The organism is Microterricola pindariensis (assembly GCF_002936985.1).
In the GTDB taxonomy this organism is placed as follows: domain Bacteria; phylum Actinomycetota; class Actinomycetes; order Actinomycetales; family Microbacteriaceae; genus Microterricola; species Microterricola pindariensis.
The window spans coordinates 39237-60451 of sequence record NZ_MPZN01000011.1 but is presented as its reverse complement, the minus strand read 5'-3'; the positions used below and the strand labels follow the sequence as shown (position 1 = coordinate 60451).

Here is a 21215-nt window from a genome sequence, read left to right as displayed (position 1 = left end):
CGCAAGCTCCCTCGAGCCAACGTGGGGTTTCGGCGGGCTCAACCAGCGCGTCCCTCACTCCGCACGCCGGCTGGAGGGCGCCGCGCCGCGAGGAACGAGCAGCGCAGCGCCCGAAGCCCCGGAGTCGCCCCGACGCGGCTGCCCCGAATCGACTTGCGGGAAAACGCGCCAAAACCCCGCCGTTGGAACAGTTTCTCGCAAGTCGATGACGTGCCGGGTGTTGGCTTCGGTCGCATGCTCCCTCGAGCCGACGATGAGGCGGATTTCGACAGGGTCCACCAGCGGGGAGAGCGGCGGAGCGGGCCGCCTCAGGCCGATTCGCCGTGGCTGTGAGCGTGCCCGTGCAAACTCGCGTGCCCGGTCGGATGCTCTACCAGCCGCATCCCGAGCGCGGGCAGCGGGCGCGGGTCAGGGTCGGGTTCGTACATGCCGGTGTCCGGGTCGACGGAGTACGTCCAGCGCGGGCCATCCGCGACCAGGGTATCCAGGGCGGTGCAGAGGGCGTCCACATCGGCGCGCGTCGAGCCCAGCCCGAGGCTCGCCCGTGCCGCCCCCGGCAGCCGCTCGTGGTGGCCGAGGCGGGTCTCGTCGAAGAGGCGGTGCACCTCGGCATCCGAGATCTCGAGCAGGCTCACCATCAGCGGATGCGCGCAGAAACAGCCGTGCCGGATGCCGATGCCGTGCTCGGCCGACAGCGCGGCGGCGAGCAGATCGTACGGCACACCGCGCACCGCGAAAGTGACCAGCCCGACCCGGGCATGCTCGGCCGGCCAGACGCGCAGCGGGTGGAATCCGTCGACCGCCGCCAGCCGCCCCAGCGCGTAGCCCAGCAGCTCGCGCTCCTCGGCGGCGATGCGCGCCATGCCGACGGCGGCGAGGGTGTCGCAGGCGACGCCGAGGGCGACCGCGCCGAGCACGTTGGGGGAGCCGGCCTCCTGCCGCTCCGGCAGCTCGGCCCAGAGCGTCTCGGCGATCGAGACGAGTTTCACAGCGCCGCCACCGCGCAGGAACGGGTCGCCGCTGGCCAGCCAGTCCCGCCGGCCGAGGAGCGCACCGGCGCCGTAGGGCGCGTAGAGCTTGTGCCCGGAGAAGGCCAGGTAGTCGAGGTCGTCGGCGGCCATGTCGATCGGGGAGTGCGGGGCGAGCTGGGCGGCGTCGACGAGCACCCGTGCGCCGTGCGCGTGCGCGACGCGCGCGATCTCGGCGATCGGCCAGATCTCGCCGGTGACGTTGCTGGCGCCGGTCACCGCCACCAGGCGCGCCGCGGCACCGTGCGGCAGCGCGGACAGGGCGGACTCCAGCTGCTCGAGCATGAGCGCGGGCGTGGCCGGCGCGTTCAGATAGTGCGCCTTGAGCCGGCGCCAGGGCAGCAGGTTGGCGTGGTGCTCGCCGGCGAAGGCGATCACGTGGGTGCCGGGCGGCAGCGAGGCGGCGAGCAGGTTGATCGAGTCGGTGGTGTTGCGGGTGATGATGACCGCGTCGTCGCTCCGGCCGCCGACGAAGCGCCGGATCGATTCGCGCGCCCCCTCGTAGGCGGCGGTCGACGCCCGCGACTTGAAGCCGGCGCCGCGGTGTACCGAGGAGTACCAGCCGAGCAACTCCTCGACGGCGTCGTGCACGGCGCGCAGGGCCGGGGCGGATGCCGCGTAGTCCAGGTTCACGAAGCGGCGCATCTCGCCGCTGACCAGTGGCACCTCGGTGTCCGAGCCGACGAGGGCCAGCCGGGGATCGGCGTGCGCGGGGGAGGCACCGGCGTGCGCGGGGGAGGCGCTGCGGGCTGGGTTTGGCGCGCTGCGGGTGCCGGCGGCATCCGCAAGGATGCTGCCCGAAGCCAGATCCGGCGCGCCCATGCGGCACAGCCTACGCCGCACCATGAGCGGAGAGAAGGGGGCCGACCCGCGAGGGATGTACATGAAAATGTACATATTCTTGTGCAGCGTTTATCGTTGGGGGAATGACCGACCGCCCCCTCCTTGTGACGACGGTCGCGCATGCACGCGCAGGGTTGTCGGGGGCGTTGCGCCGGTTCCGGGCCGACCCGGAGGGCGCCCAGCCCGTCGTGCTCGGCTCGCATCGCCGGGCCGAGGCCGTGATTCTGCCGTACGCGCGGTACGAGCAGATCGTGCTCGGCGGCCCGCCGAGCGTTGCGGAGACGCGTGCCCCAGAGGCCGAGCTGCCGGAGCTGCCGCCCGGCGTCACCCGCGACGACCTCGCCGAGCGCTGGCTGAACGGGCTCGTCACCGCCGTCGACGCCGGCGTCGGCATCGTGGACAGGGGGCGTGCTGCCTTCCGCACGGATGTCGCGCTGCCGCTGGCCTGCGAGGCGCTGATCGCACGGGTCGGGGAGCTGGCCCGCCTGCTCACCCGGCTCGACCCGGACCGGTTCCACGACCCGATGTGGACGCTCGCCGCGCACAACCGCCAGATGGTCGTGCACCACGACAACCGCGTCGACGAGCAGTCGATCTGGATGGTGATGTCGGAGGGCTTCCCGGAGATCGCGGAGGTCGCCGCGTCGGTGCGCCGGCCGCTGCAGCAGGCCAGCTAACCCGCGCCCGCCGTCGCGGCGGCACCACCGGCGTGGCAACCCGGCACATCGCTACGCTCGTCTCATGCAGACAAGCGAGTTCGTCCGGCTCTACCCGGAGCTCTTCCACATGGCGGCCGACGGCGCCTGGCCGTCCATCCAAGCGCACGGACTCCTGTCGGCGAGCGCGTTGGTCGAGCGTTGGGGAGTGTCTTCGGATGCCGCGCGCCGCAGCTTGCTCTCCGAACGGCGTGCAGAGTCGCAGCCGATCGAGCACCCCGAGCTCGGCACGGTTGTGCTCCGCGACCAGAAGCCGATCCACGAACCGTCGCTCGCCGATTCCCTCGATGGTCTGAGCGTGTCTGAGTGGTACGAGACGCTGAACAGCCGCGTGTTCTTCTTCCCACAGCGGCGCCGAATGCTGGAGCTGCTGTCAGCGCGGTCGTACAGGAACGACGTCCACACGGTTGTGACGATCGACACCGCCGCGCTGATGGCCGCCTACGAGCGCGACATCGAGCTGTGCGCGATCAACTCGGGATTCGCCCAACCCCATGCCAAGGCACGGCGGGGCACATCGACGTTCCTGCCGATTGCCGACTACCAGCACCCCAGCCGTGCGGAGCAGCGCCCGAATGGGAACGACGTGGCCGAGCTGACGGTGCGAGGTGCGGTGCCGGATGTCGCCCGGTTCGTGACGCGAGTCGAACGCATGCAGGATGGCGTGTTGATCGAGCAGCTCTACAGCGCAACCCCGACGACTCGCGAGAGTGAAGTCGATGCCGACCGGCGGGTGGCGCTGGGCGCGATCGACCTCGGCTCACAGAGCACCCGGGAGTTGCTGCGTCTCTACTCGGGAGTGCTCGGAGAGTTGGCGGAGCGCTCGGTCATCCGCACGCTCAATGCGCCGGCGGGTGACCTCGCCGAGACGCTGGTCGCAACGGCGTACACAGGTGCACTCGCACCCAATAGCGAGAAGAGTTGGGACGTGTCGACAGGAGATGGACGTCTGCTCCAGGTGAAGTCGCGGGTCGTCAAGGCCAGTGCGATTCGCAAGCCGATCCAGTTCTCAGTGTTTCGCTCGTGGACCTTCGACGCGGCCGTTTTCGTCGTGTTCGCCGCCGAGAGTTATGACGTGCTCGCCGGCATCGAGGTTCCTGCGGCATCCGTTGAGGCGAAAGCGCTGGCGACTGGCTGGGTGGGCGGCTCCCGACTCACCGTGTCGTTGGCCGTGCTCCGCGCGTTGCCCGGCGCAGTTGATCGGACCTTCGAACTTCAGCGAGCGTACGAGCGGATCGACGTGGCCGGCGCTACGGGGTGACGGGCAGCCCGGGCAAGACGCCCGCTTCGGGCGTCACTGTCACCGCAGTGCCGTGGACTGCGCCTCCGAGCGTGAGCGTGTAGGAGAGGCCGTCGGCGCTCGGCGCGTAGGCGGCAGTGGTGCCGCTCGGCAGGGCGACGAGCACGGTGCCGTCGGGAGCCTCCAGGGTCGACCCCTTTCCGACCACCAGCGATGCGGGCCGGATGCCATCGGGACTCAGCTCGTCGAGCCGCAGCGCGGCCGTGCCGGCCGCCTCGGTGAGGGCCGACAGCTCCGCCTCCGCCTCTGCCGCCGCCTCCGCCCCTGCCGACGCGAGCTCGGCGCTCGCCGGCGGCTGAGCCTTGCCGAGGCTGCCGAGGTAGTTGATCGCGCCCACCACGACGACGCCGATCAGTACCAGTTTGACGAGCTCGGGCAGGATCGAGCGGCGCCTGCGCGACGGGCGCCGCGTGGGCGGGCGGCTCGAGGCGGCGCGGCCCGGGGCAGGGCGAGGCGCGCGCACGGGGCGGCTGGGGCGAGAACTCGAGACAACGGCCCGGGCGGCAGACGTCTCGAGTGCGAGTGCCTCGAACTCGGTGTACACCTCGTGCGGGTCGACGTGGGGCACCGGGAGAGAGCTCCAGGTGCGGGGCCGCACCGCGGCGGCGGCGATGCGGCGCACCTGGTCGTCGCTGTAGATGCGTCGGGACTGCATCGTGCGGAGCAGGTCAGAGTCGCGCACGACCCCGACGACGACATCGCCGCCGTCCGGTGCGGCCTTGATCGTGAGTCGCTTGACTCCGACGAGGACGATGAGGCCCGCGGCCTCGACGGTGAGCCCGCTCGCCTGGGTGAGGAGCTTCTCGGCCCGGCGGGCTTCGAAGGCCGCGTTCGAGATGTGATGCTGCGGATGGTTGTTCACCCGCAGTGCACGCTCGGCAACCCAGACGTCCTTGCCCGCGTGATGCTTTGTGTTGATCGTGTAGACCCCGGCGGGCCCGACCAGAAGGTGGTCGATGTCGGCTCCCTCGGTGCCGACAGGAACCGAGTGCAGGACGGTCCACTCCGGGCCTAGATTGCTGAGGATCCTGGCGACGCGGCGCTCGCCGACGATGCCGGCGTGCCAGGACCGAATTTCGTCCGCAAGATCCTCGCTCCGCCCGGATGTCTCACGGCTGAGACGGATGACGTGTTCCATCAGCGACTGGGCAGGGACGCGGTTGCGCAGATCGCTGCCCGTGGTGGGAGGCATGGCCTGCGCGGGCGCCGCGGCGGAAGCCTCGGGCAGGTCAGCTTCGACAGCGACGTCGACGTGAGCCTCGACAGCGCCTTCGACAGCGGCCTCGACAGGGCCCGCGGCCGCGACTGTGCCCGCCGGCGCATAACCCGCCCCAGACTCGGCGTCGCGCGGGCTCCGGTGCTCCGCCCACTCCTCGCCGGACCACCAGCGCCACTGGGCGGCATCCGCGGGGTCGGTGTACCACCCTGAGGGAGGCGGGGGAGGTGCCGGCGCGAGGTTCTCGTCCTCGACGACGAGGGCATGACGTCCGGGCATCCGCCACGTTATCGCGGCCTGCGGCGGCGGCGCTGGCCCCAGATGACGGGGCGCGCACCGGGCGCACGGCGACCGCGGGCAGCGGGCAGCCAGCCCGCTCGCAGCCGCCCAGTCATAGGCTGGACGGGCGAGCCATCGCACGGCCCGCAGAGGGAGCGCGGTGTTGGAGAGCTACCGGAACACGTCGACCGGCTGGGTGTCGCCGGCATCCGTCTGGGAGCCCTGGGACATCCCCGTGCACTCGTGGGAGCAGTTCCTCGAGCAGACGCGGGCCCTCACCGAGACGCACGGCTACCGCGACATGCTCTGGCGCGGCTCCGGCAACGCCGACTGGGCACTGTTCAGCTCGCTCTACCGCACCCTGCTCGACGCGAGCCCGACCCGCACCCCGCCTACCGAGGACCAGATGGTCGCCGCCGAGGTGGAGACGCTGCGCCTGGCCCGCGAGGACTGGCGCTTCGACGACATGCCGGCGCTGGAACTGCTCGCCCGGCTGCAGCACTTCGGCGCCCCGACGCGCCTCGTCGACGTCAGCGAGAACCCGCTCGTCGCCCTGTGGTTCGCCGTCGAGCGCACCCTGAACACGGCGGATGCCGACGCCCGCGTCTTCGCCTTCGCGAAGCCGGCCACGCGCATCACCCTGAACAGCGCATGGGGCGGGCGCGATCTGCGCTGGCACGAGCTGACGAACGACGCCAGGCGGCTGGTGCGGCGCTGGGGCACGGGCAGCCTCAAGTACTGGCGTCCGCCGGCCTACGACTCGCGCATCTCCTCGCAGAACGCCGGCTTCATCGTCGACGGGGCGCCGTTCGCCTTCGAGGGCGACCGCCAGCTGCGCTCGGCGCGCGGCCGCTCGATGCCGTGGAGCACGGAAGACCTCCGCCACACCAGTTCGCTGCCGCTGCGGCTCAGCCACATCGAGCGCGACCCGATCAGCCAGTACTCCGCGCCCGTGTTCACGTTCCGCATCGCGCGGGACGCCAAGGCGGAGATCCGGCAGAAGCTCGAGGCGAACTTCGGCTACCGGGCCTCGACGCTCTACTCCGACATGGTCGGGCTCTCCGACTACCTGACCCGCCACATCGGCAGCGGCGCGACGCTCGAGTAGGCCTGCGCCGCCGCGAGCACGAGCAGGAGCCCGAGCACGAGCACGCGGGCCGGCGCCGCGCCGCAGGAACCCCTCCGTTTTCGGGCTGCCCGGGCTGACGACTACGGTTGTGGAGGTCAGAAAAGGGGGCGCGGCGCATGAGCGACATCGCGGGCGAATTGGCGCGGGTGCGCGAGGCATTCGACAAGCCGACGCTGCGCCTGCTCGACCGCAAATGGGCGCCGTTCGTGCTGGCCGTCTTCAAGAGCTCCTTCAGCCGCGACCGCACCAGCGTGCAGAGCGACCGGCTGCACGCCCAGGTCGACGCCTACCTCGCCGACCTCCGCAGCGTCGGCACCGAGACGCCCAACGGAAACGGCCGCAGCCTCTGCGTGCAGTGGATGAACGACCAGTGGCTCTACCGCGACATCGCCGGCGACGACGAGGGCGACGCCGAGGAACACTACTCGCTCACCTCGCACGCCCTCGAGGCGCTCTCCCTCGTCGAAAGCCTGTCCCGCGACCGGGCCCTGATCAGCGAATCCCGCCTGACCATGATCGTGGATGCCGTGCACCACCGCGCCACGCAGGCCAACCCCGACCGCGACGAGCGCCTCCACCGGCTCGACCTGCAGATCGCCGAGCTCACCCGCGAGCGCGACCGGGTCGCCGACGGGGGAGAGATCGCCGCGGCATCCGTCGCCCAGATGCGGGAGGGCTACGCCAACCTCGTCGACCTGATCGGCCAGCTGCCCGGCGACTTCAAGCGGGTCGAGGAGTCGGTGGCGAGCATGCACCGGCAGATCGTCAACGACTTCCGGGCGGAGGACCGCCCCGTCGGCGAGGTGCTCGACGAATACCTGGCCAAGACCGACGCGCTGATGTCGCTCACCGCCGAGGGGCGCGCCTTCGAGGGCGCCTTCGAGCTGCTGCGCGACGACGCCCTGCTGCTCGGGCTGAAGGGCGACATCGAGGCGATCCTCGCGCACCCCTTCGCCGCGCAGCTCAAGCCGTCAGAGCGGCGCAGCTTCGCAGCCACGGTCAGCCTGATCCGCAGCGGCATCGACGACGTGCTCACCCAGCGCATCGGCCTCACCACGACGCTGCGCGAGCACATCGTCAACCACGACATCGTCAAGGACCGCGAGCTCGAGGGGCTGCTCCGCGAGATCAACACCGAGCTCGCCACCTGGATGCAGACCGCCGGCCCCAAGGCACGGGTGAAGGCCGAGATCATGCCCGGCAACCTCGACGCCCCGCACCTGCGTGAGCGCTTCTACGACCCGCAGTCACACGTTCCGCCGGCTCCCTTGGCCGACGTCTCGGCGCAGGCCCCCGTCGCGCCGAGCCTGGACGCGATGCGTCGCCAGGGCGGACCGCAGCTGCCCGAGATGCGCGAGGCGCTGCTGGGCGCGCTCGCCGCCTTGAATGCAAGTACCGATGCGAGCACGGATGCCGCGGACGCCTCCATCGGCGACGTCTTCAACGCCCTCGAGCCAGCGCTGCGCCGCCCGGTAGAGATCCTCGGACTCATGCAGATCGCCACCCAGCTCGACGCCGTCGGGCACGGCGGCGCGGGCGAGCATGCCGAGTTCGACCAATACCTGACGGTGCGCCCCGACGGCACCCAGCGCACCTTCGAGGTCGCCCGCATCACCCTCACCGACGACGAAACCGCGGCCCTCGCCGCCCTGAACTCCGGAGCCACCAGTGACTGACGACGGGCGCGACGACATGACAGACACCACCACAGGCGATGCCGCGGCTCTCGGCGCGCAGGCGTTCGGGCACAAGTCCGACATTGAGCACGTGCCGCGCGGAGAGTACAGCGCGCGCGACGAAGACAGCACGCCTGCCGAGGGCGAGAGCGTCTCCCTGTTCGAGGGCGACGAGGGCGGACTCTCCGCCGCGCAGCGCCGCACCCTCGTGCTGCTGCTCAAGCACCGCTACATCTCCGCCGCCGACCACCCGGCCGCCTGGCGCACCCTGCTCGCCTCCACCAGCCGCATCAAGTCCCGGCTGAACGACCTCTTCCTTGACCTGCACGTCGACAAGCACTACGAGGTCGCGTTTAAGCGCCAGGCGCACGGCGAGGGCGGCGCCGTCTTCCCGACCGTGCTGCACGACACCTCCTACACCCGGGAGGAGACGATCCTGCTCGTTGTGCTGCGTCAGCGCTTCCGCAGCGACCGCGCCAGCGGGCACGAGTTCGTCATCGTCGACCGCGACAACCTGCTCGAGAAGGTCGCCCACTTCCGGCCCGCGCACGCCACCAACCGCTCCGGCGACGCCAAGAAGGCGTCCGCCGCGATCGAGGCCCTGGCCAAGGCGCACGTGCTGCTGCGCACCAGTGACCCCGACCGGTTCCGCATCGCCCCCGTCATCGAGGTGCTGCTGCCGGTGCAGCGACTCGCCGAGCTGCTGGACTGGCTGCGCGCCGAGAACGGCTCCGCGAGCGTCGAGATGACGGATGCCGTCGTGCCCCTCATCGACGCCGACGCGGATGGCGGTCCCGCTGGTCGAGTAGCGAGGAACGAGCGTATCGAGACCTCGCCGCGAGAGACGCCGGATTCCGCCCATCCCGTTGGTCGAGTAGCGAGGAACGAGCGTATCGAGACCTCGCCGCACGAAGACTCCGACTCCGCCGAAACGCGCGCCGCGACATCCGACGCCACAGCAGTGAGTGAAGAACCCGAACTGGAGCCCGCAGTATGAGCGATTCCCCGCTGTTCTACATCGACGGAGCCACCGAGGGTACCACGCAGTGGCGGGCGGAGACGTTCCAGATGGTCAACTGGGGCGGCTTCCACGGCCACCACTCCGTCGACCTCGCCACCACCGCGACGCTCGTCTCCGGCGCATCCGGAACCGGCAAGAGCACCCTGCTCGACGCCTACCTGGCTCTGATGATGCCCTCGGACACCCCGTTCAACGGCGCATCCAACGACGCCGGATCCGGCCGGGCCCGCAGCGCGGAGCAGCGCAACGTGCTCACCTACCTGCGCGGCAAGACCGACGACAACCGCGAGGCCGAGACCGGCGCCCTGCACGACCAGGTGCTGCGCGGGGGCAGCGAGCCCACCTGGGGCGCCATCGCGATGACGTTCGTTGACGACAACCAGCGCCGCTTCACCGTGCTGCGCAGCTACTACGTGCCGCGGGCGACGAACAGCTACTCCGAGGTGTCGATGCGGATGGCGACCTTCGACGGCGCCCTGCACCTCGGCGAGCTGGAGGACGTCGTCCCCGCCAAGTTCGAGAAGCGCGCCCTCAAGGCCCGCTTCGCCGGCATCGAGGTGTTCGACACCTACGCCGCCTTCGCGCAGACCCTCTACACCCGGCTCGGCATCGGCGCCAACGGTGAGGGCGGCAAGGCGCTGCGCCTGCTCGCCCGCATCCAGGCCGGCCAGCAGGTCAAGACCGTCGACGGCCTGTACAAGTCGATGGTGCTCGAGCGCCCCGCCACCTACGCGGCCGCCGACAAGGCCGTCAACCACTTCGAAGACCTGGAGCGCTCCTACGGCGCCATGGTCACCGAGGCGCAGAAGGCGCAGGTGCTGGAGCGCCTGCCCGAGCTGCAGAAGCAGTTCGTCGAGGCCAGCGACCGCGCCGACCTCGTCGACACCTTCGGTGTGGCCCGCAGCGGCGACACCCCGCTGCGCTACTGGGAGCTCGGCACCGAGCAGCGTCTGCTGGCGGATGCCGGCGACGGCAACCGTTCCGAGCGCAAGCGCGTGCAGGCCGCGCTCAGCGCCGCGACCGCCGCCGAGAAGGAGCTGAAGGCCGGCCTGGCCGAGAGCCAGCGCCGCCAGCGCGAGAACGGCGGCGACGTGCTTGCCGAGCTGACTGCCGAGCAGGCCCGGCTCACCGAGGCCCGCGACGACCGGCTCGGCTCCCGCGCCCGCTTCGAGGCCCGCGTCGCCGTGCTGGCCACGCCGACCCGCACCGCCGCCGAGTTCGCCGCCGCGCAGGCCGCCGCCGCCGAGGCCCTCGCCGCCTTCCCCGACGCGCAGGCCAGCGCCGAGGCGCACCACGAGACGCTCCGCCGCGAGCAGTACCCGCTCGAGGAGCAGGTGCGCACGCTCAAGAAGGAGCGCGACTTCCTCGCCGGCCGGCACAGCCTGGTGCCGCAGCACCTGCACGGCGCCCGGCTGGCGATCGCCGAGGCGGCCGGTATGGCCCCCGACGAGCTGCCGTTCCTGGCCGAGCTCATCGACCTCGCCCCCGGCGAGGAGCGCTGGCGGCAGGCGGCCGAGGTCACCCTCGGCTCCGTCGCACGCATCCTGCTCGTCGACGAGACCAAGCTGGCCGCGCTCAGCCGGGCGATCGACCCGCTGCAGCTGCCGGTGCGCATCCACTTCGAGGGCGTGCCCCTCTCTGCTTCGAGGTCTTCATCTGCGGATGACGCCGGCTCGCGGCATCCGGCCGACCCCGCCCTCGACGCCGCTTTTGTCTCCGGCAAGCTCGTGCACAAGGAGTCGCCGTTCACCGACTGGGTGCGGCAGCGCCTGCGTCAGAGCACGCTCGACGCCCGCTGCGTCGAGACGCCGGCCGAGTTCGACGGCGACGGCCCCTTCGTGGCGCTCAGCGGCCAGACCCGCAGCGGCAGCCGCGGCGCGCACGGCATGAACCGCGACCAGAAGCCGATCATCGGATTCTCCAGCCAGGCCCGGCAGGACGAGATCGAGCGGGAGCTCGGCCAGATCACCGCTTCCGTCGAGCAGCTGGCCAGCCAGGCGCACACCCTCGCCGGCGAGCTGGCCGCCCTCCGCGCCCGCCGCGACGCCAGCCAGTCGCTGGCGGATGCCGTCTGGGAGCTCATCGACGTCGACGCCGCCGAGGCTGCCCTCGCAGCCAAGGACGCGGAGCTGGCCCGAGTGTTGGCCAACAGCGACGTGCTGCGCGCCCTCCAGGAGGAGGAACTGCGGCTGGAGGCCGAGCTCGAGGCCGCCCAGGCGGCCCGCTTCGAGGCCGAGCGCGCCGCCCGCGTGCTCGCCGAGGCGCAGGGCGAGATCGTCGACCGCGAGGACGCCGTCAACGCCCAGCTGGAGCGCATCACCGACGAGAACCAGGTGAGCCTCACCGAGGAGCAGGGCGCGCATCTGGACGCCGAGTTCGCCGCCGTCGGCGACCCCGACGACCTGGAGACCTTCGCCGCCGGGCTCAAGCGCCTGCGCGAGCGGCTCACCGCGCAGTCCGCGAGCGAGCGGGAGCGCGCGGCATCCGCCGCCGGCGCCATGCTCAGCATCTTCGAGTCGTACCAGCGGGCCTGGCCCGACCCGACCATCGGCACCGGGCTGGACTCCTACCAGGGCTACCGCGACATCCTCGACTCGGTGCTCACCCTCGGCCTGCACGAGCGCCGGCAGGAGTGGAAGCGGCGCCTCGCCGCGTGGAGCGGGCAGGACCTGGTGCCGCTGGCCGGCGCTTTCGACTCGGCGATTTCGCAGATCGAGGACCGGCTCGACCCGATCAACGACATCCTCTCGACGCTGCCGTTCGGCGCCGGCCGTGACCGGCTGCAGATCACGCTGCGCCGGCTGCACCGAGACGACTCCGTCGCTTTCCGCCGGGAGCTCAAGCAGCTCTCCTCCGGCGCGACCGAGCAATTCACCGACGAGCAGACCGAGGAGCGCTTCCTGCGGCTGCAGGCGTTCATGGCCGGCATCCGCAAGCCGGAGGACGAGTCGAAGCCGTCGCCGACCCGTGACCTGCTGCTCGACGTGCGCCGGCACGTGGAGGTGACCGCGACGCGCCTCGGCGAGGGCGGCGAGGTGCTCAGCACCTACTCGTCGCTCGGCGGCAAGAGCGGTGGCGAATCACAGGAATTGGTGGCGTTCGTCGTCGGGGCCGCGCTGCGGTTCCAGCTGGGCGACGAGAGCCGCACGAGGCCGCGCTTCGCCCCGGTGTTCCTGGACGAGGGTTTCGTGAAGTCGGATGCCGAATTCGCCGGCCGCGCCGTCGCGGCGTGGAAGGGCCTCGGCTTCCAGCTGATCGTCGGCGCCCCGCTCGACAAGGTGACCGCACTGGAGCCCTACATGGACCTCGTGCTCTCGATCACGAAGAACCACGCCGCCGGCTTCTCCTACATCACCCCGATCGCCGATGCCGCAGCGCCCTCGGCCGCTCCCGCATTGGCTCGAGGGAGCGAGGAACGAGCGACCGAAGCCAACCCCGCCCCAGCCCTCGCCTAACCCGTCGGTCGAGCCCGTCGAACCTGCACCCGCCCAACCCGTTGGTCGAACCGTCGAAGTTGCACCCGCCTAACCCGTTGGTCGAGTAGCGCCAGATCCGTTGGTCGAGTAGCGCCGCCCGCGGCGCGTATCGAGACCCCGTACCCCGAAACTCCAGCCCCGCCGGCTAAGCCTCTCGACCCCATCTCGCTGCCCGACCCCTCCCCATTGGCCAACCCTTCCCCGTTGGCTCGAGGGAGCGAGGAACGAGCGACCGAAGCCAACCCCACCCCGAAACTGGCCCCCACCACACGTTCGTCGCTGCGCCGCGACTCGCCATCGCAAGCGTGATGCGTGCGTTGCGCCATCTGGCACACTTCGAGCATGACTCCCGCCCCCAACGATCTTGGCCAAAAGCCCGCAACCCGGGCAGCGCTCTTTGTCGACTTCGACAACGTCTACATCGGTTTGCTGAGATTGGATGCCGCGGCGGCCGAACGGTTCGCGACCGATCCAGGCAGGTGGACGGAGGCAATGGCGGACGGCGCCGGGGAGAGCGGTCTCGACGGCAGCACGAGACGTTTCCTCGTCCGAAAATGCTACCTGAACCCGTCGGCCTTCTCGAAGTATCGGGCGTATTGGACCCGAGCCGGGTATCGCGTGATTGACTGCCCGTCACTCACACAACAGGGCAAGAGCAGCACTGACATCAACCTGGTTCTAGACACCATGGATGTACTCGCCGGACCCGGTCGAATCGAGGAGTTTTTCATCGCGTCTGCGGACGCGGACTTTACGTCCTTGATTCAACGCATCAGAGCGGCGGATCGATTCACCACCGTCGTCGTCGCGGGGTCCGTTGCCGGTGCGTACCGCAGCATGGCGGATCGCGTCGTGGAGTCCGATGCCTTCGTCTCGATCCTCAACGGGCCGAGCGCAGACTCCGCCGTGCCCGCGGGGAGTTCGGACGAGGAAGAACTACCGGCGAGTGAGCCCCTCGCAGTCCCTTCCGGGAGCACGGATCGTCCGGTGGTCAGCACCTCAGAAGGGCGTGCTCGCGCCGCCGAGGCTGTGCTTGGCTTCGTGCGGAAGGCTCCTGGACCCGTTGCCGGGGGCCAGCTCGCGAAACAAGCAACGACCGCTGAGCCATCAATCCTGGCCGACTGGGCCGGCTTCAACTCCTTCGGAGCGTGGGTGGCCCAGTTGGGGGAAGGCATCGCCTACTCCTCCCGGCCTGCACCGGGCTGGGCGTGGGACACCACGCGCTTTTCGGGGGATGACCTGCCGATCTCCATCGACGAGCGACCCGCCATCGAGCAGCAAGTTGCACGGGTGACGGACGTTCCGTCGCTGTCGACGGCGCAGTATCGGCAACTCTTTACCTCCCTCGAATCGCGCATTCGCGATGAGACGTTCAATCGAACCGAAACCTCCAAGGTGGTTCGGGACGACTGCGCTGCTGCGGGGGTTCCCATCAGCCGAGCTGCCATCAATTATGTGATTCAGGGTCTGCTTTACTCAGGGGTCTCCCTCCAGGGAAACCCCACGGCAACTGATCTGGCGACGGGATGGGCAAAGAACGTCGAGGCGCTGTGCCGAGGTGCCCGCATGGAGTTCGACGATCAGGAGCGGGCCGCGATGCGCACGTGGGTCAGCGGAGGCCTCGCGAACTGACGCGAGGAAGCGCGCAATTCTCGCCACGCAGGGCGCCGGCAGCGTCCAGGGGAGCGCCGTGCCGCGGTCAGCCTCCCACGGGCCGCGCCGACGCCGGCGGCTCACCGATGTCGGCGACCGCGTGCCCGGTGCAGGGGTTCCGGGTGGCCGTCGCCCGCTGCACTCGGTGCAGGGCAAACCATCGCACATCGTCTCGCAGTCGGCACCACGCCACAAGCAGCCAGCGCCCGCCGGTGAATGCGAAGATTATCGGTTCCACCTCGCGCCGTGTGGCATGCCCGCGGGCGTCGACGTAGTCGATGTTCACCGTCACCTGGTCGACGAGGGCCTTCTCGAGCACGTTCATCACACGGCGCGGGGCGCTCGGCGCTACGTCAACCCACACCCGCTGGGAGAGCTCCGCGGCCCTCCGGCGGGTGCCCGGGTCGAGCACGTCCCGAATCTTGTTGGCCGCCGCACGGGCAGAGTCCGAGTACGGCGCCTGTGTTGCGACCGCCACCGCGGTGTTCAGCGCCAGCGCCTGCGCGGCGGTCAGGTTCACCGGCGGCAGGCTCGTGATCTCCGCCAGGCCATAGCCACCACCCGGGCCGGTGCGCGCCCAGAGCGGCAAGCCGCTGGCCTCCAAAGCATCGAGGTCGCGCTTGATCGTGCGGGTGGTCACCTCGAACTCGTCGGCGAGCTGTTGTGCCGTCCGCCCGCGGACCGAGGCGCGGCGCAGCGACTCGGTGAGGGCGTGCAGTCGCTCGGTACGTTTCACCCGGCCATCATCTCAAAGAATCCAAAGAAAGTGACAGAAATAGTGACATGCCTCTGTCCAGCGGCCGCGGGACGATGGACACATGGATGTCACCCCCAACACTCTGCCCTCGATCATTCTCGTTCCCGGCCACTGGCTCGGCGCCTGGGCGTGGGACGCCGTCGCGCCCGAGCTCCGCTCCCGAGGCCACGCCGTCACCGCGCTCACCCTGCCCGGCCTCGACCCCAGCGACCCGGATCGCTCGTCTCGGACGCTGGACGACCAGGCCGAGGCACTGCAAGAGGCGGTTTCCACCGCCTCCGCTGACGGCAGCGCCGTCGTGCTGGTCGCACACAGCGGAGCAGGTTCGCCTGTCTCGGTCTTCCTCGACCAGCACCCGACCGCGATCAGCCGCGTCGTCTACGTCGACAGCGGGCCGGTGAGCGACGGCTCGGCGTTCGACGCGGACTTCCCAGCGGAGCAGCAGGATTCGGAGCTCCCGCCGTTCGACCAGCTCGCGGCGAGCCTGGACGGCGTGAGCGAGCGCGACGTTCGTCGGTTCAGGGAACTGGCCGTGCCGCAGCCCGGCCCCGTCATGCGTCAGGTGGTGCAGCTCACGAACGACGCTCGGCGCGATGTGCCGTCCACGATCATTGCGTGCTCGTTCCCGTCGGAGGTGCTGATGCAGATGGCCCGGGCGGGGAACGAGATGTTGGCAGAGACGGCATCACTGCGCGACCTCGAGCTGGTCGACCTGCCGACCGGGCACTGGCCGATGTGGAGCCGCCCGGACGACCTCGCCGCCGCAATCTCGACCGCCGCCGTGCGTTGAGCCGGGGCGGCGCTCCCTCAACTGGTGGGGGAGCGCCCCTGCACCGCGTCGTCGAATTGGTGCTGCATCTCGAGGTCGCTGGTGATGAACGTGCACCGCGGCATCCCTCGCCGGAAGCAACGCTGCCCTCGCCGTGCACCTACCCGACGAGGAGACGAACATCGTGCCGGTGATGGAGACGACGCTGACTCAGAAGGAGGTCGAGTGGTTCGGTGAACACGGCCGCAACGCCATACCCAAGAGCATGATCCAGCTTGGGGCGATTCTCGCCGCGCAGCCGGATGGCGGCGGCACCGAGTGGCTACACAAGCACCTGCCGGGGCCGGCGCTGCTGATCTGGCGCACGGTTGGCGCGCACAAGTATGGGCGCAAGCACGCGCACTAACGGGCCGCGCTGGTGAACTAGGCGCGAACATCGGCCGAACGCCCCGTTCGCGGGGGTGCCACCGCGGGTGTGCGGGATAGGGTGACTGAGAAACCGTCAGGGGAGCCGATGTCGACTACCTCAACGATGCGCGATGCCTTCACGGGACAGCTCGTCATCAACGGGACACTGCGAAGGCAGCTCGACGTGTCGGCCCCACGCCGTGCAGTGCTTCTTCTGACACTGCCCGCTGTCGGATGACACCCGCCCCTGGTACGTCGGCGCGGTCGGTGAGACCCCCGTCGGCGACATCCTCGACTGCCTTCCGGAGGGCTGGTTCGCTCGTCACGCCCTGCCCGGCGGCACCAGGGAAACTGAAATCGACCGCTTGGTCATCGGGTGCGGCGGCGTCTTCACTATCAACACGAAGCACCACGCTGGCAAGAACATCTGGGTCGCCGGGCGTACCATGCTGGTCGATGGACAGCGAGAGCAGTACATCCCCAAGGCCGAGGGGGCCGGCAAGGTCGCTCGGCTGCTGGGTGAGCGGAGGCTGCACCCGGTGCCGGTACACCCGCTGATCGTGCACCTCGATCCCAAGCGCATCATGATGAAGGCGCAGCCGGAGCGCGTGCGCGTGCTCAACTCGCACGAGGTGCGCCGCTGGCTGAAGCACCAGCCGCAGAGCCTCAACGCCGATGCTGTTTCGGATCTTCTGGCCGTCGTCGACGAACCCAGCCTCTGGCGAGCGACTGATTCCGGTGACCGTGCCAGGGCGCGGCGCCAGTTTTCAAAGCTCCACGCTGAGGTCCGCGTGGCCCGTGGTCGGCGTCGGCTCTGGACGTTCGCCGGCGTGGTTGGTCCGCTCGCATTGCCGGCGGGACTTCTGGTGTCACCGCCGGCAGGCGTCCCGCTCTTGCTCGGCGCAGCTTCCGGCTAGGCCGGAGCATCAGCGCGAGTGTCTGGGCGCTGAGGTCGGGCCCCATGAAGACAAGCCTTCGACTGCTTCACGTGGTTTGAGAACCCGTTCGCAAACTGAAGGCGGGTGACTTCGATGCGCGGTCCGGAGGCCGGTCAGGGCGGCCCGGCGTTGGTCAAAGTACTGTGTGTGTGTGTGGCGAACGATTCACGAGCCCAGCCGCCACAGCGCCTATATCGGGCGGCCAAACCTGTCGGCTCATCTGCCGCGGCTCGCCTCGACAACTAGTTTCGCGGTCGAGTTTAGGCCCACTACCGGATTGAAATCACCGTGAATGCTCGGGGGAAGTTCGATCTGAAACCTGACAGAACCACGACTTACATGACGGAGAGGGAGCAAATCCTCCGACCGAAGCACCTCAATGCCCGGGTCAAGCATGTCGTAACAACGGACAAACCTTTGAACGAACTGGCGCGAATACGCGGCACTTCCCGACATCGTGTGGTGGTGGTAGCCGATGTCGTGATCTTCCCCGTACTGAAGCACGTGTGAGACAAACGCTTCGACGACCTCATCAGCGGCCAGTTCGTCAACTGCGTCCCTTACCTGTTGCACGATTGAATCGACGAGCGCCGGCAGTGTGTAAAAATGCTCGCGGTCAACTTCCAAATCCCCATCCGCGTCGATCCATTCGAGGCCAATACTCACGAGGAAAAGCTTGTGTTCCGAATCGCCCGAATCCGAGTGATCCAAGAGTTCGAGCTGGTGGACGCCCTGGACCTGATGTGTGGAGACTGCACGAGTCGTTGTCTTCACTTCGATTCCAACTGAATTTCGCGAAAAATCTCTGGTCGACTCCCGCCAACCATACCAAGCGACTATGAGATCTTGCAGTTCATCTCGCTCCGCCTGCCGGAGCATCGCGTCCAAGAGGAGGAGCTCCCCGTTTAGGCCAAGGAGTGCCTGGTCGGTTAGATGTAGTTTTGCAATGGCCAACTCAATTATTTGCTCCGTGACCCTGAATGCTCTCGCGAGGTTCAGATCTGATCCGCTCCTAACGAGCTCGGCACAGAGGAAGGCCGCTACCTGATCGAAATGACCAGCCTTCGGGAGCGCAATCCGATTCGCAGTGATACTTGGCTCACCATTCGCGCGATGCCAGGTCTGATACTCAAGGGCTGTCCTGAGTGTGCTGGAATGGGCCTTGAGCTTAGGCCCTACCAGGAATATTTCAACCCGACCCCCTGCGGTTCGTGAGAGCCCAACAACTGCACTGGAAGTCACCCACTCGACGGAGCGTTCCTCCGCAGATGGCGACCGCTGAAGCTGCAGGAGCTTGCCTAGTATCGCTTCATAGGTCGTCATTTCGACCTCACGGGGCCCAGGTGAGACGAGGGCACGGTTGCCGCGAACTGGTCGGGGCCGCCCAAAGGGATGCAAACTCCGACGGCTACTGAAGGGTGCAGCTGGCCTTCAACTTGGTTTATGTGGAAGAGGATGAGGCCGTCGGATCCCACCGGGCGCCAGGGGGGTTCGTCGGCGAGAGAATTCGGAAGCGTCTCACCTCGAAAGTAGTAGTCGAAATACTCGTCGCCGCGGTACTCCGTGGGCCCCGCGGTTGGGCTCCGGCTTCCCCACGTTGCGACAAGCTCACCGTTTTCAATAGCTCGCTGCATCGCGCGAACCTCAAAGGGCAAGTTTGCGAAGCCGTCGACCGTGACAACATCGCCGCCGCCGTAGCGGATTCCTATCCAGAATCGAGGCTGCAGACGTTTCCGTTCGGACAAATCCGACATTGACCAGCGAAGCCGGGGGCTTTCTGTGGGGACAAGCCCACGTACGTGGCGCGACAGACAGGCTTCCCAAAGCCGGAAGTAGGCGCCAATGGAATAGGGACAATCTCGCCTCACAGTGGAAGCCGATATCCCCTCCGATAGCTCGGGAGGCATGTAAAGCTGATTCCCGAGCGGCAATTGGCCTTGGCTCTCTACGCGTGCCTGAACGTCGCGCCACATTTCCGCCTGCCAGTTCTGCAATCCTGGTGAATAGCGGTCAAACTGTAGGCCGTCCAGCAGCCTTCCGGCCTCCCCGAGAGTAAACGGCTGTGAAAGGATCCTGCCGCGAAGCAGGCCAGCGGCAGATACATCTTGCGAGTCGTGATGCCGAAAGAGCGATGTGACTAACTCAGCGTTGGGATCCGGCTTGGTACCGTCGTTGACAAGACGAATGAAGGGTTTCGACCCCGGGCAAAGCGGCTTGGTTCTCAGATTCGCAATTTTCCCAGTAGCCATGAATTCTCGGCCCTGCAGGACGAGCGGCGATGGAATACCGGTTGAATCTTCGTTCATCGCATGGACTACTGCTTGCCGAAGGGCCTCGTCGTTGTCGTGATAGGCGGCGAACAATGCGAGTTGTTCTTGAGGTGCGATAACCCGACACAACTCCACATATGAATTCCGATATCCAAACCAGCGTTGCATTTGCATTTGGCTGTCGGCAAACGGGTTGCTCGTCTGCCGGAGGAAGAGGGTGGTCGTCAACCCTTCCAACGTGATGCCCCTTGACATGACGTTTCCAGAAATGAAGATAGTCGATAGATCTCGCGGCGCATGCCAACCATCTTGGTCGAGCCAGACATCGTACTCGGGTCGATCATCAGCATCGTGATCGCTATTCACAACCGAAACTCTGGTGCCCGGAATGATCTCTTCACGAAGGGCTGCTTCGATCTCACCCCACTCAGGAAGCGAACGAGCGATCGGCACGTCAAAAGTGTTGCGGACCTGCTCCGCAGAGTCCGCATATCGCTTGTGCCATCGTTGCCAGATGTCGCGCTCGGAATCTAGGTTTGTGCTCAGCAGTTCAGACAGATACGCAGTGGACTTCGACAATCTGTCCGCAGAGTCGACGCGATCAGAATGCCCGGCCCAGTCGAGTAGGTCGAGTGCGATTTCAAACTGGTCGCTGATGGAGGCTGAGGGATGTATGAGCATCGAGCGAGGCTGCGGGCTACGTCGAGCTGCCTCCTCACGAGAGCTGAAAGTTGTTGTGAGCGCAGCATGTGGTCCGAGTTTTCCCGCTGCCCGGATCTGCATGATTGCACTCGCCACGAGAAATCCCCTCACTGCGTCAGCTGTGTCAACCGCTGGGTCGTCGCCAGTCGGGCGGCACAATCCGGCAGCCATCGCCCGTCGATAAAACGTCTCCCCACCGGTGTAGTAGGACTTATACCCCTTGGGCTCGTGAAACGTCGTTTCTCGCGGCGCAATGGTGCCGCGGTCGAACGCGGTTCGAAGAGCCACAACAAAGTCTTTCGGTGCGAGCGGGTTGTGGTCCTCCTGAAGGAGATTCGAGTGCGGCGTCGCTGTGTACGCGACGTACGTGGCCCGAAGATTACTCGGAGCGCCAACCCCACTGCGAGGGTCCCAAAGGTCGGCGATGGCGCGGGGAATTTGCTTCAGTTTGCCGTACACAGGGTCTTCGCCCTCTTCGACAAGAGCATCGAGAATGGATCCATCGTCTGCTTCGTCGTCCAGCACTAACATGCGGAAATCTCGCCCAGCTGCTTCTACAGAGCGAAATACGCCATCACGAATGCTCTTCCCGAGCGCTCTAAGGTGATCGGCGTGCTTCATAGCCACAACCACCACCGGCCGCCTTTCTCGAATCGCACGGCGCACCTGAGCGGGCTCAAATTTGTATAGCGTCGAAAGAGGAACTCTTCCTGCAGGTGCCGAGACCTCTCCCAGATTGGGGACAAGCAGACGGCGGCGTTCCTTCACCGGTCCGTCATCACCTGTGTCCAACTGTGATTGGAGACGGCCAAATGTCTGTCGCCAGAGAGAGATCCGCGTGCCCGCCAGGACAACGACAAGATCGACCTGCTTGTCGAGCGCTAGCGCAGTTACGCCTAGCATCGACGCGGTCTTTCCAGATTGAACCGATCCGATGACAAGGCCGCGCCTCACACGACTTGGGGTTCCGCCAATAGTTCCGTGCGTATCGGTACCAAATATTCCTTTGTCAACGATGTACTCGCAGTCCGCCT

Annotated in this window: 15 protein-coding genes; 10 read left to right on the top strand and 5 right to left on the bottom strand. The window is 67.9% G+C overall.

Features of this window, described 5'->3' with window-relative positions; genetic code table 11:
* Window positions 1–308: 308 nt before the first annotated feature.
* Window positions 309–1850 carry an aminotransferase class V-fold PLP-dependent enzyme gene (locus GY24_RS05300; RefSeq protein ID WP_104474699.1) on the bottom strand — a complete coding sequence of 514 codons (1542 nt, stop codon included), beginning with the start codon at window positions 1848–1850 and terminating at the stop codon, window positions 309–311.
* A 104-nt stretch (window positions 1851–1954) separates the two neighbouring features.
* Between GY24_RS05300 and GY24_RS05295 the strand changes: the two genes are divergently transcribed.
* Together GY24_RS05295 and GY24_RS17970 are read left to right on the top strand one after the other, a co-directional pair.
* Window positions 1955–2548 carry a ribonuclease HepT family protein gene (locus tag GY24_RS05295; protein WP_133161128.1) on the top strand — a complete coding sequence of 198 codons (594 nt, stop codon included), beginning with the start codon at window positions 1955–1957 and terminating at the stop codon, window positions 2546–2548.
* Between the two features lie 64 nt (window positions 2549–2612).
* On the top strand, window positions 2613–3848 hold the full coding sequence (locus GY24_RS17970) for a DUF7002 family protein (RefSeq protein ID WP_202972909.1): 1236 nt from the start codon (window positions 2613–2615) through the stop codon (window positions 3846–3848).
* On the opposite strand, the gene GY24_RS05285 is transcribed toward GY24_RS17970, so the two are convergent.
* Entirely contained in the window at window positions 3838–5382 is a 1545-nt protein-coding gene (locus GY24_RS05285; RefSeq protein WP_104474698.1) for an NERD domain-containing protein, read from the bottom strand. The two genes, GY24_RS17970 and GY24_RS05285, sit on opposite strands and share 11 nt — an antisense overlap.
* Before the next feature lie 160 nt (window positions 5383–5542).
* Here GY24_RS05285 and GY24_RS05280 point away from each other — a divergent pair, with 160 nt between their 5' ends.
* The 5 genes from GY24_RS05280 (at window position 5543) to GY24_RS05260 (ending at window position 14316) form a co-directional block, all read left to right on the top strand.
* Window positions 5543–6490 (top strand): FRG domain-containing protein, encoded by a 948-nt coding sequence (locus GY24_RS05280; protein ID WP_133161127.1) that lies wholly within the window; start codon window positions 5543–5545, stop codon window positions 6488–6490.
* Window positions 6491–6627: 137 nt separating this feature from the next.
* A complete protein-coding gene (locus GY24_RS05275) occupies window positions 6628–8187 on the top strand; it encodes a DUF3375 domain-containing protein (protein ID WP_104474696.1) in 1560 nt (519 codons plus the stop codon).
* A gap of 16 nt (window positions 8188–8203) precedes the next feature.
* Window positions 8204–9184, top strand: a complete 981-nt coding sequence (locus tag GY24_RS05270) for a DUF4194 domain-containing protein (RefSeq protein WP_133161126.1) — start codon at window positions 8204–8206, stop codon at window positions 9182–9184.
* Complete coding sequence (locus GY24_RS05265; RefSeq protein WP_104474694.1) at window positions 9181–12663, top strand: ATP-binding protein; 3483 nt, start codon at window positions 9181–9183, stop codon at window positions 12661–12663. Before GY24_RS05270 ends, GY24_RS05265 begins: the two co-directional genes overlap by 4 nt.
* Window positions 12664–13026: 363 nt before the next feature.
* Window positions 13027–14316, top strand: coding sequence for an NYN domain-containing protein (locus GY24_RS05260; protein WP_104474693.1), 1290 nt, complete (start codon window positions 13027–13029; stop codon window positions 14314–14316).
* A 67-nt stretch (window positions 14317–14383) separates the two neighbouring features.
* Here GY24_RS05260 and GY24_RS05255 read toward each other — a convergent pair whose 3' ends face one another.
* Window positions 14384–15073 (bottom strand): helix-turn-helix transcriptional regulator, encoded by a 690-nt coding sequence (locus GY24_RS05255; protein WP_104474692.1) that lies wholly within the window; start codon window positions 15071–15073, stop codon window positions 14384–14386.
* Window positions 15074–15155: 82 nt separating this feature from the next.
* Here GY24_RS05255 and GY24_RS05250 point away from each other — a divergent pair, with 82 nt between their 5' ends.
* From GY24_RS05250 to GY24_RS05240, 3 genes are all read left to right on the top strand, one after another.
* Window positions 15156–15884, top strand: a complete 729-nt coding sequence (locus tag GY24_RS05250; RefSeq protein WP_104474691.1) for an alpha/beta fold hydrolase — start codon at window positions 15156–15158, stop codon at window positions 15882–15884.
* Window positions 15885–16017: 133 nt separating this feature from the next.
* Entirely contained in the window at window positions 16018–16269 is a 252-nt protein-coding gene (locus GY24_RS05245; RefSeq protein WP_104474690.1) for a hypothetical protein, read from the top strand.
* Window positions 16270–16498: 229 nt separating this feature from the next.
* Complete coding sequence (locus tag GY24_RS05240; protein ID WP_104474689.1) at window positions 16499–17188, top strand: nuclease-related domain-containing protein; 690 nt, start codon at window positions 16499–16501, stop codon at window positions 17186–17188.
* A gap of 237 nt (window positions 17189–17425) precedes the next feature.
* On the opposite strand, the gene GY24_RS05235 is transcribed toward GY24_RS05240, so the two are convergent.
* Window positions 17426–18532 carry a PD-(D/E)XK motif protein gene (locus GY24_RS05235; RefSeq protein ID WP_104474688.1) on the bottom strand — a complete coding sequence of 369 codons (1107 nt, stop codon included), beginning with the start codon at window positions 18530–18532 and terminating at the stop codon, window positions 17426–17428.
* Window positions 18529–21084, bottom strand: coding sequence for a Z1 domain-containing protein (locus GY24_RS05230; protein WP_233279206.1), 2556 nt, complete (start codon window positions 21082–21084; stop codon window positions 18529–18531). The genes GY24_RS05235 and GY24_RS05230 overlap by 4 nt, the downstream gene beginning before the upstream one ends.
* Window positions 21085–21215: the final 131 nt, after the last annotated feature.

Coding starts and splice junctions, on each gene's coding strand:
- GY24_RS17970 (WP_202972909.1), top strand. CDS start 2,613: ATGCAGACAAGCGAGTTCGTCCGGCTCTACCCGGAGCTCTTCCACATG.
- GY24_RS05285 (WP_104474698.1), bottom strand. CDS start 5,382: ATGCCCGGACGTCATGCCCTCGTCGTCGAGGACGAGAACCTCGCGCCG.
- GY24_RS05275 (WP_104474696.1), top strand. CDS start 6,628: ATGAGCGACATCGCGGGCGAATTGGCGCGGGTGCGCGAGGCATTCGAC.
- GY24_RS05300 (WP_104474699.1), bottom strand. CDS start 1,850: ATGGGCGCGCCGGATCTGGCTTCGGGCAGCATCCTTGCGGATGCCGCC.
- GY24_RS05295 (WP_133161128.1), top strand. CDS start 1,955: ATGACCGACCGCCCCCTCCTTGTGACGACGGTCGCGCATGCACGCGCA.
- GY24_RS05230 (WP_233279206.1), bottom strand. CDS start 21,084: ATGCTAGGCGTAACTGCGCTAGCGCTCGACAAGCAGGTCGATCTTGTC.
- GY24_RS05260 (WP_104474693.1), top strand. CDS start 13,027: ATGACTCCCGCCCCCAACGATCTTGGCCAAAAGCCCGCAACCCGGGCA.
- GY24_RS05235 (WP_104474688.1), bottom strand. CDS start 18,532: ATGACGACCTATGAAGCGATACTAGGCAAGCTCCTGCAGCTTCAGCGG.
- GY24_RS05270 (WP_133161126.1), top strand. CDS start 8,204: ATGACAGACACCACCACAGGCGATGCCGCGGCTCTCGGCGCGCAGGCG.
- GY24_RS05250 (WP_104474691.1), top strand. CDS start 15,156: ATGGATGTCACCCCCAACACTCTGCCCTCGATCATTCTCGTTCCCGGC.
- GY24_RS05265 (WP_104474694.1), top strand. CDS start 9,181: ATGAGCGATTCCCCGCTGTTCTACATCGACGGAGCCACCGAGGGTACC.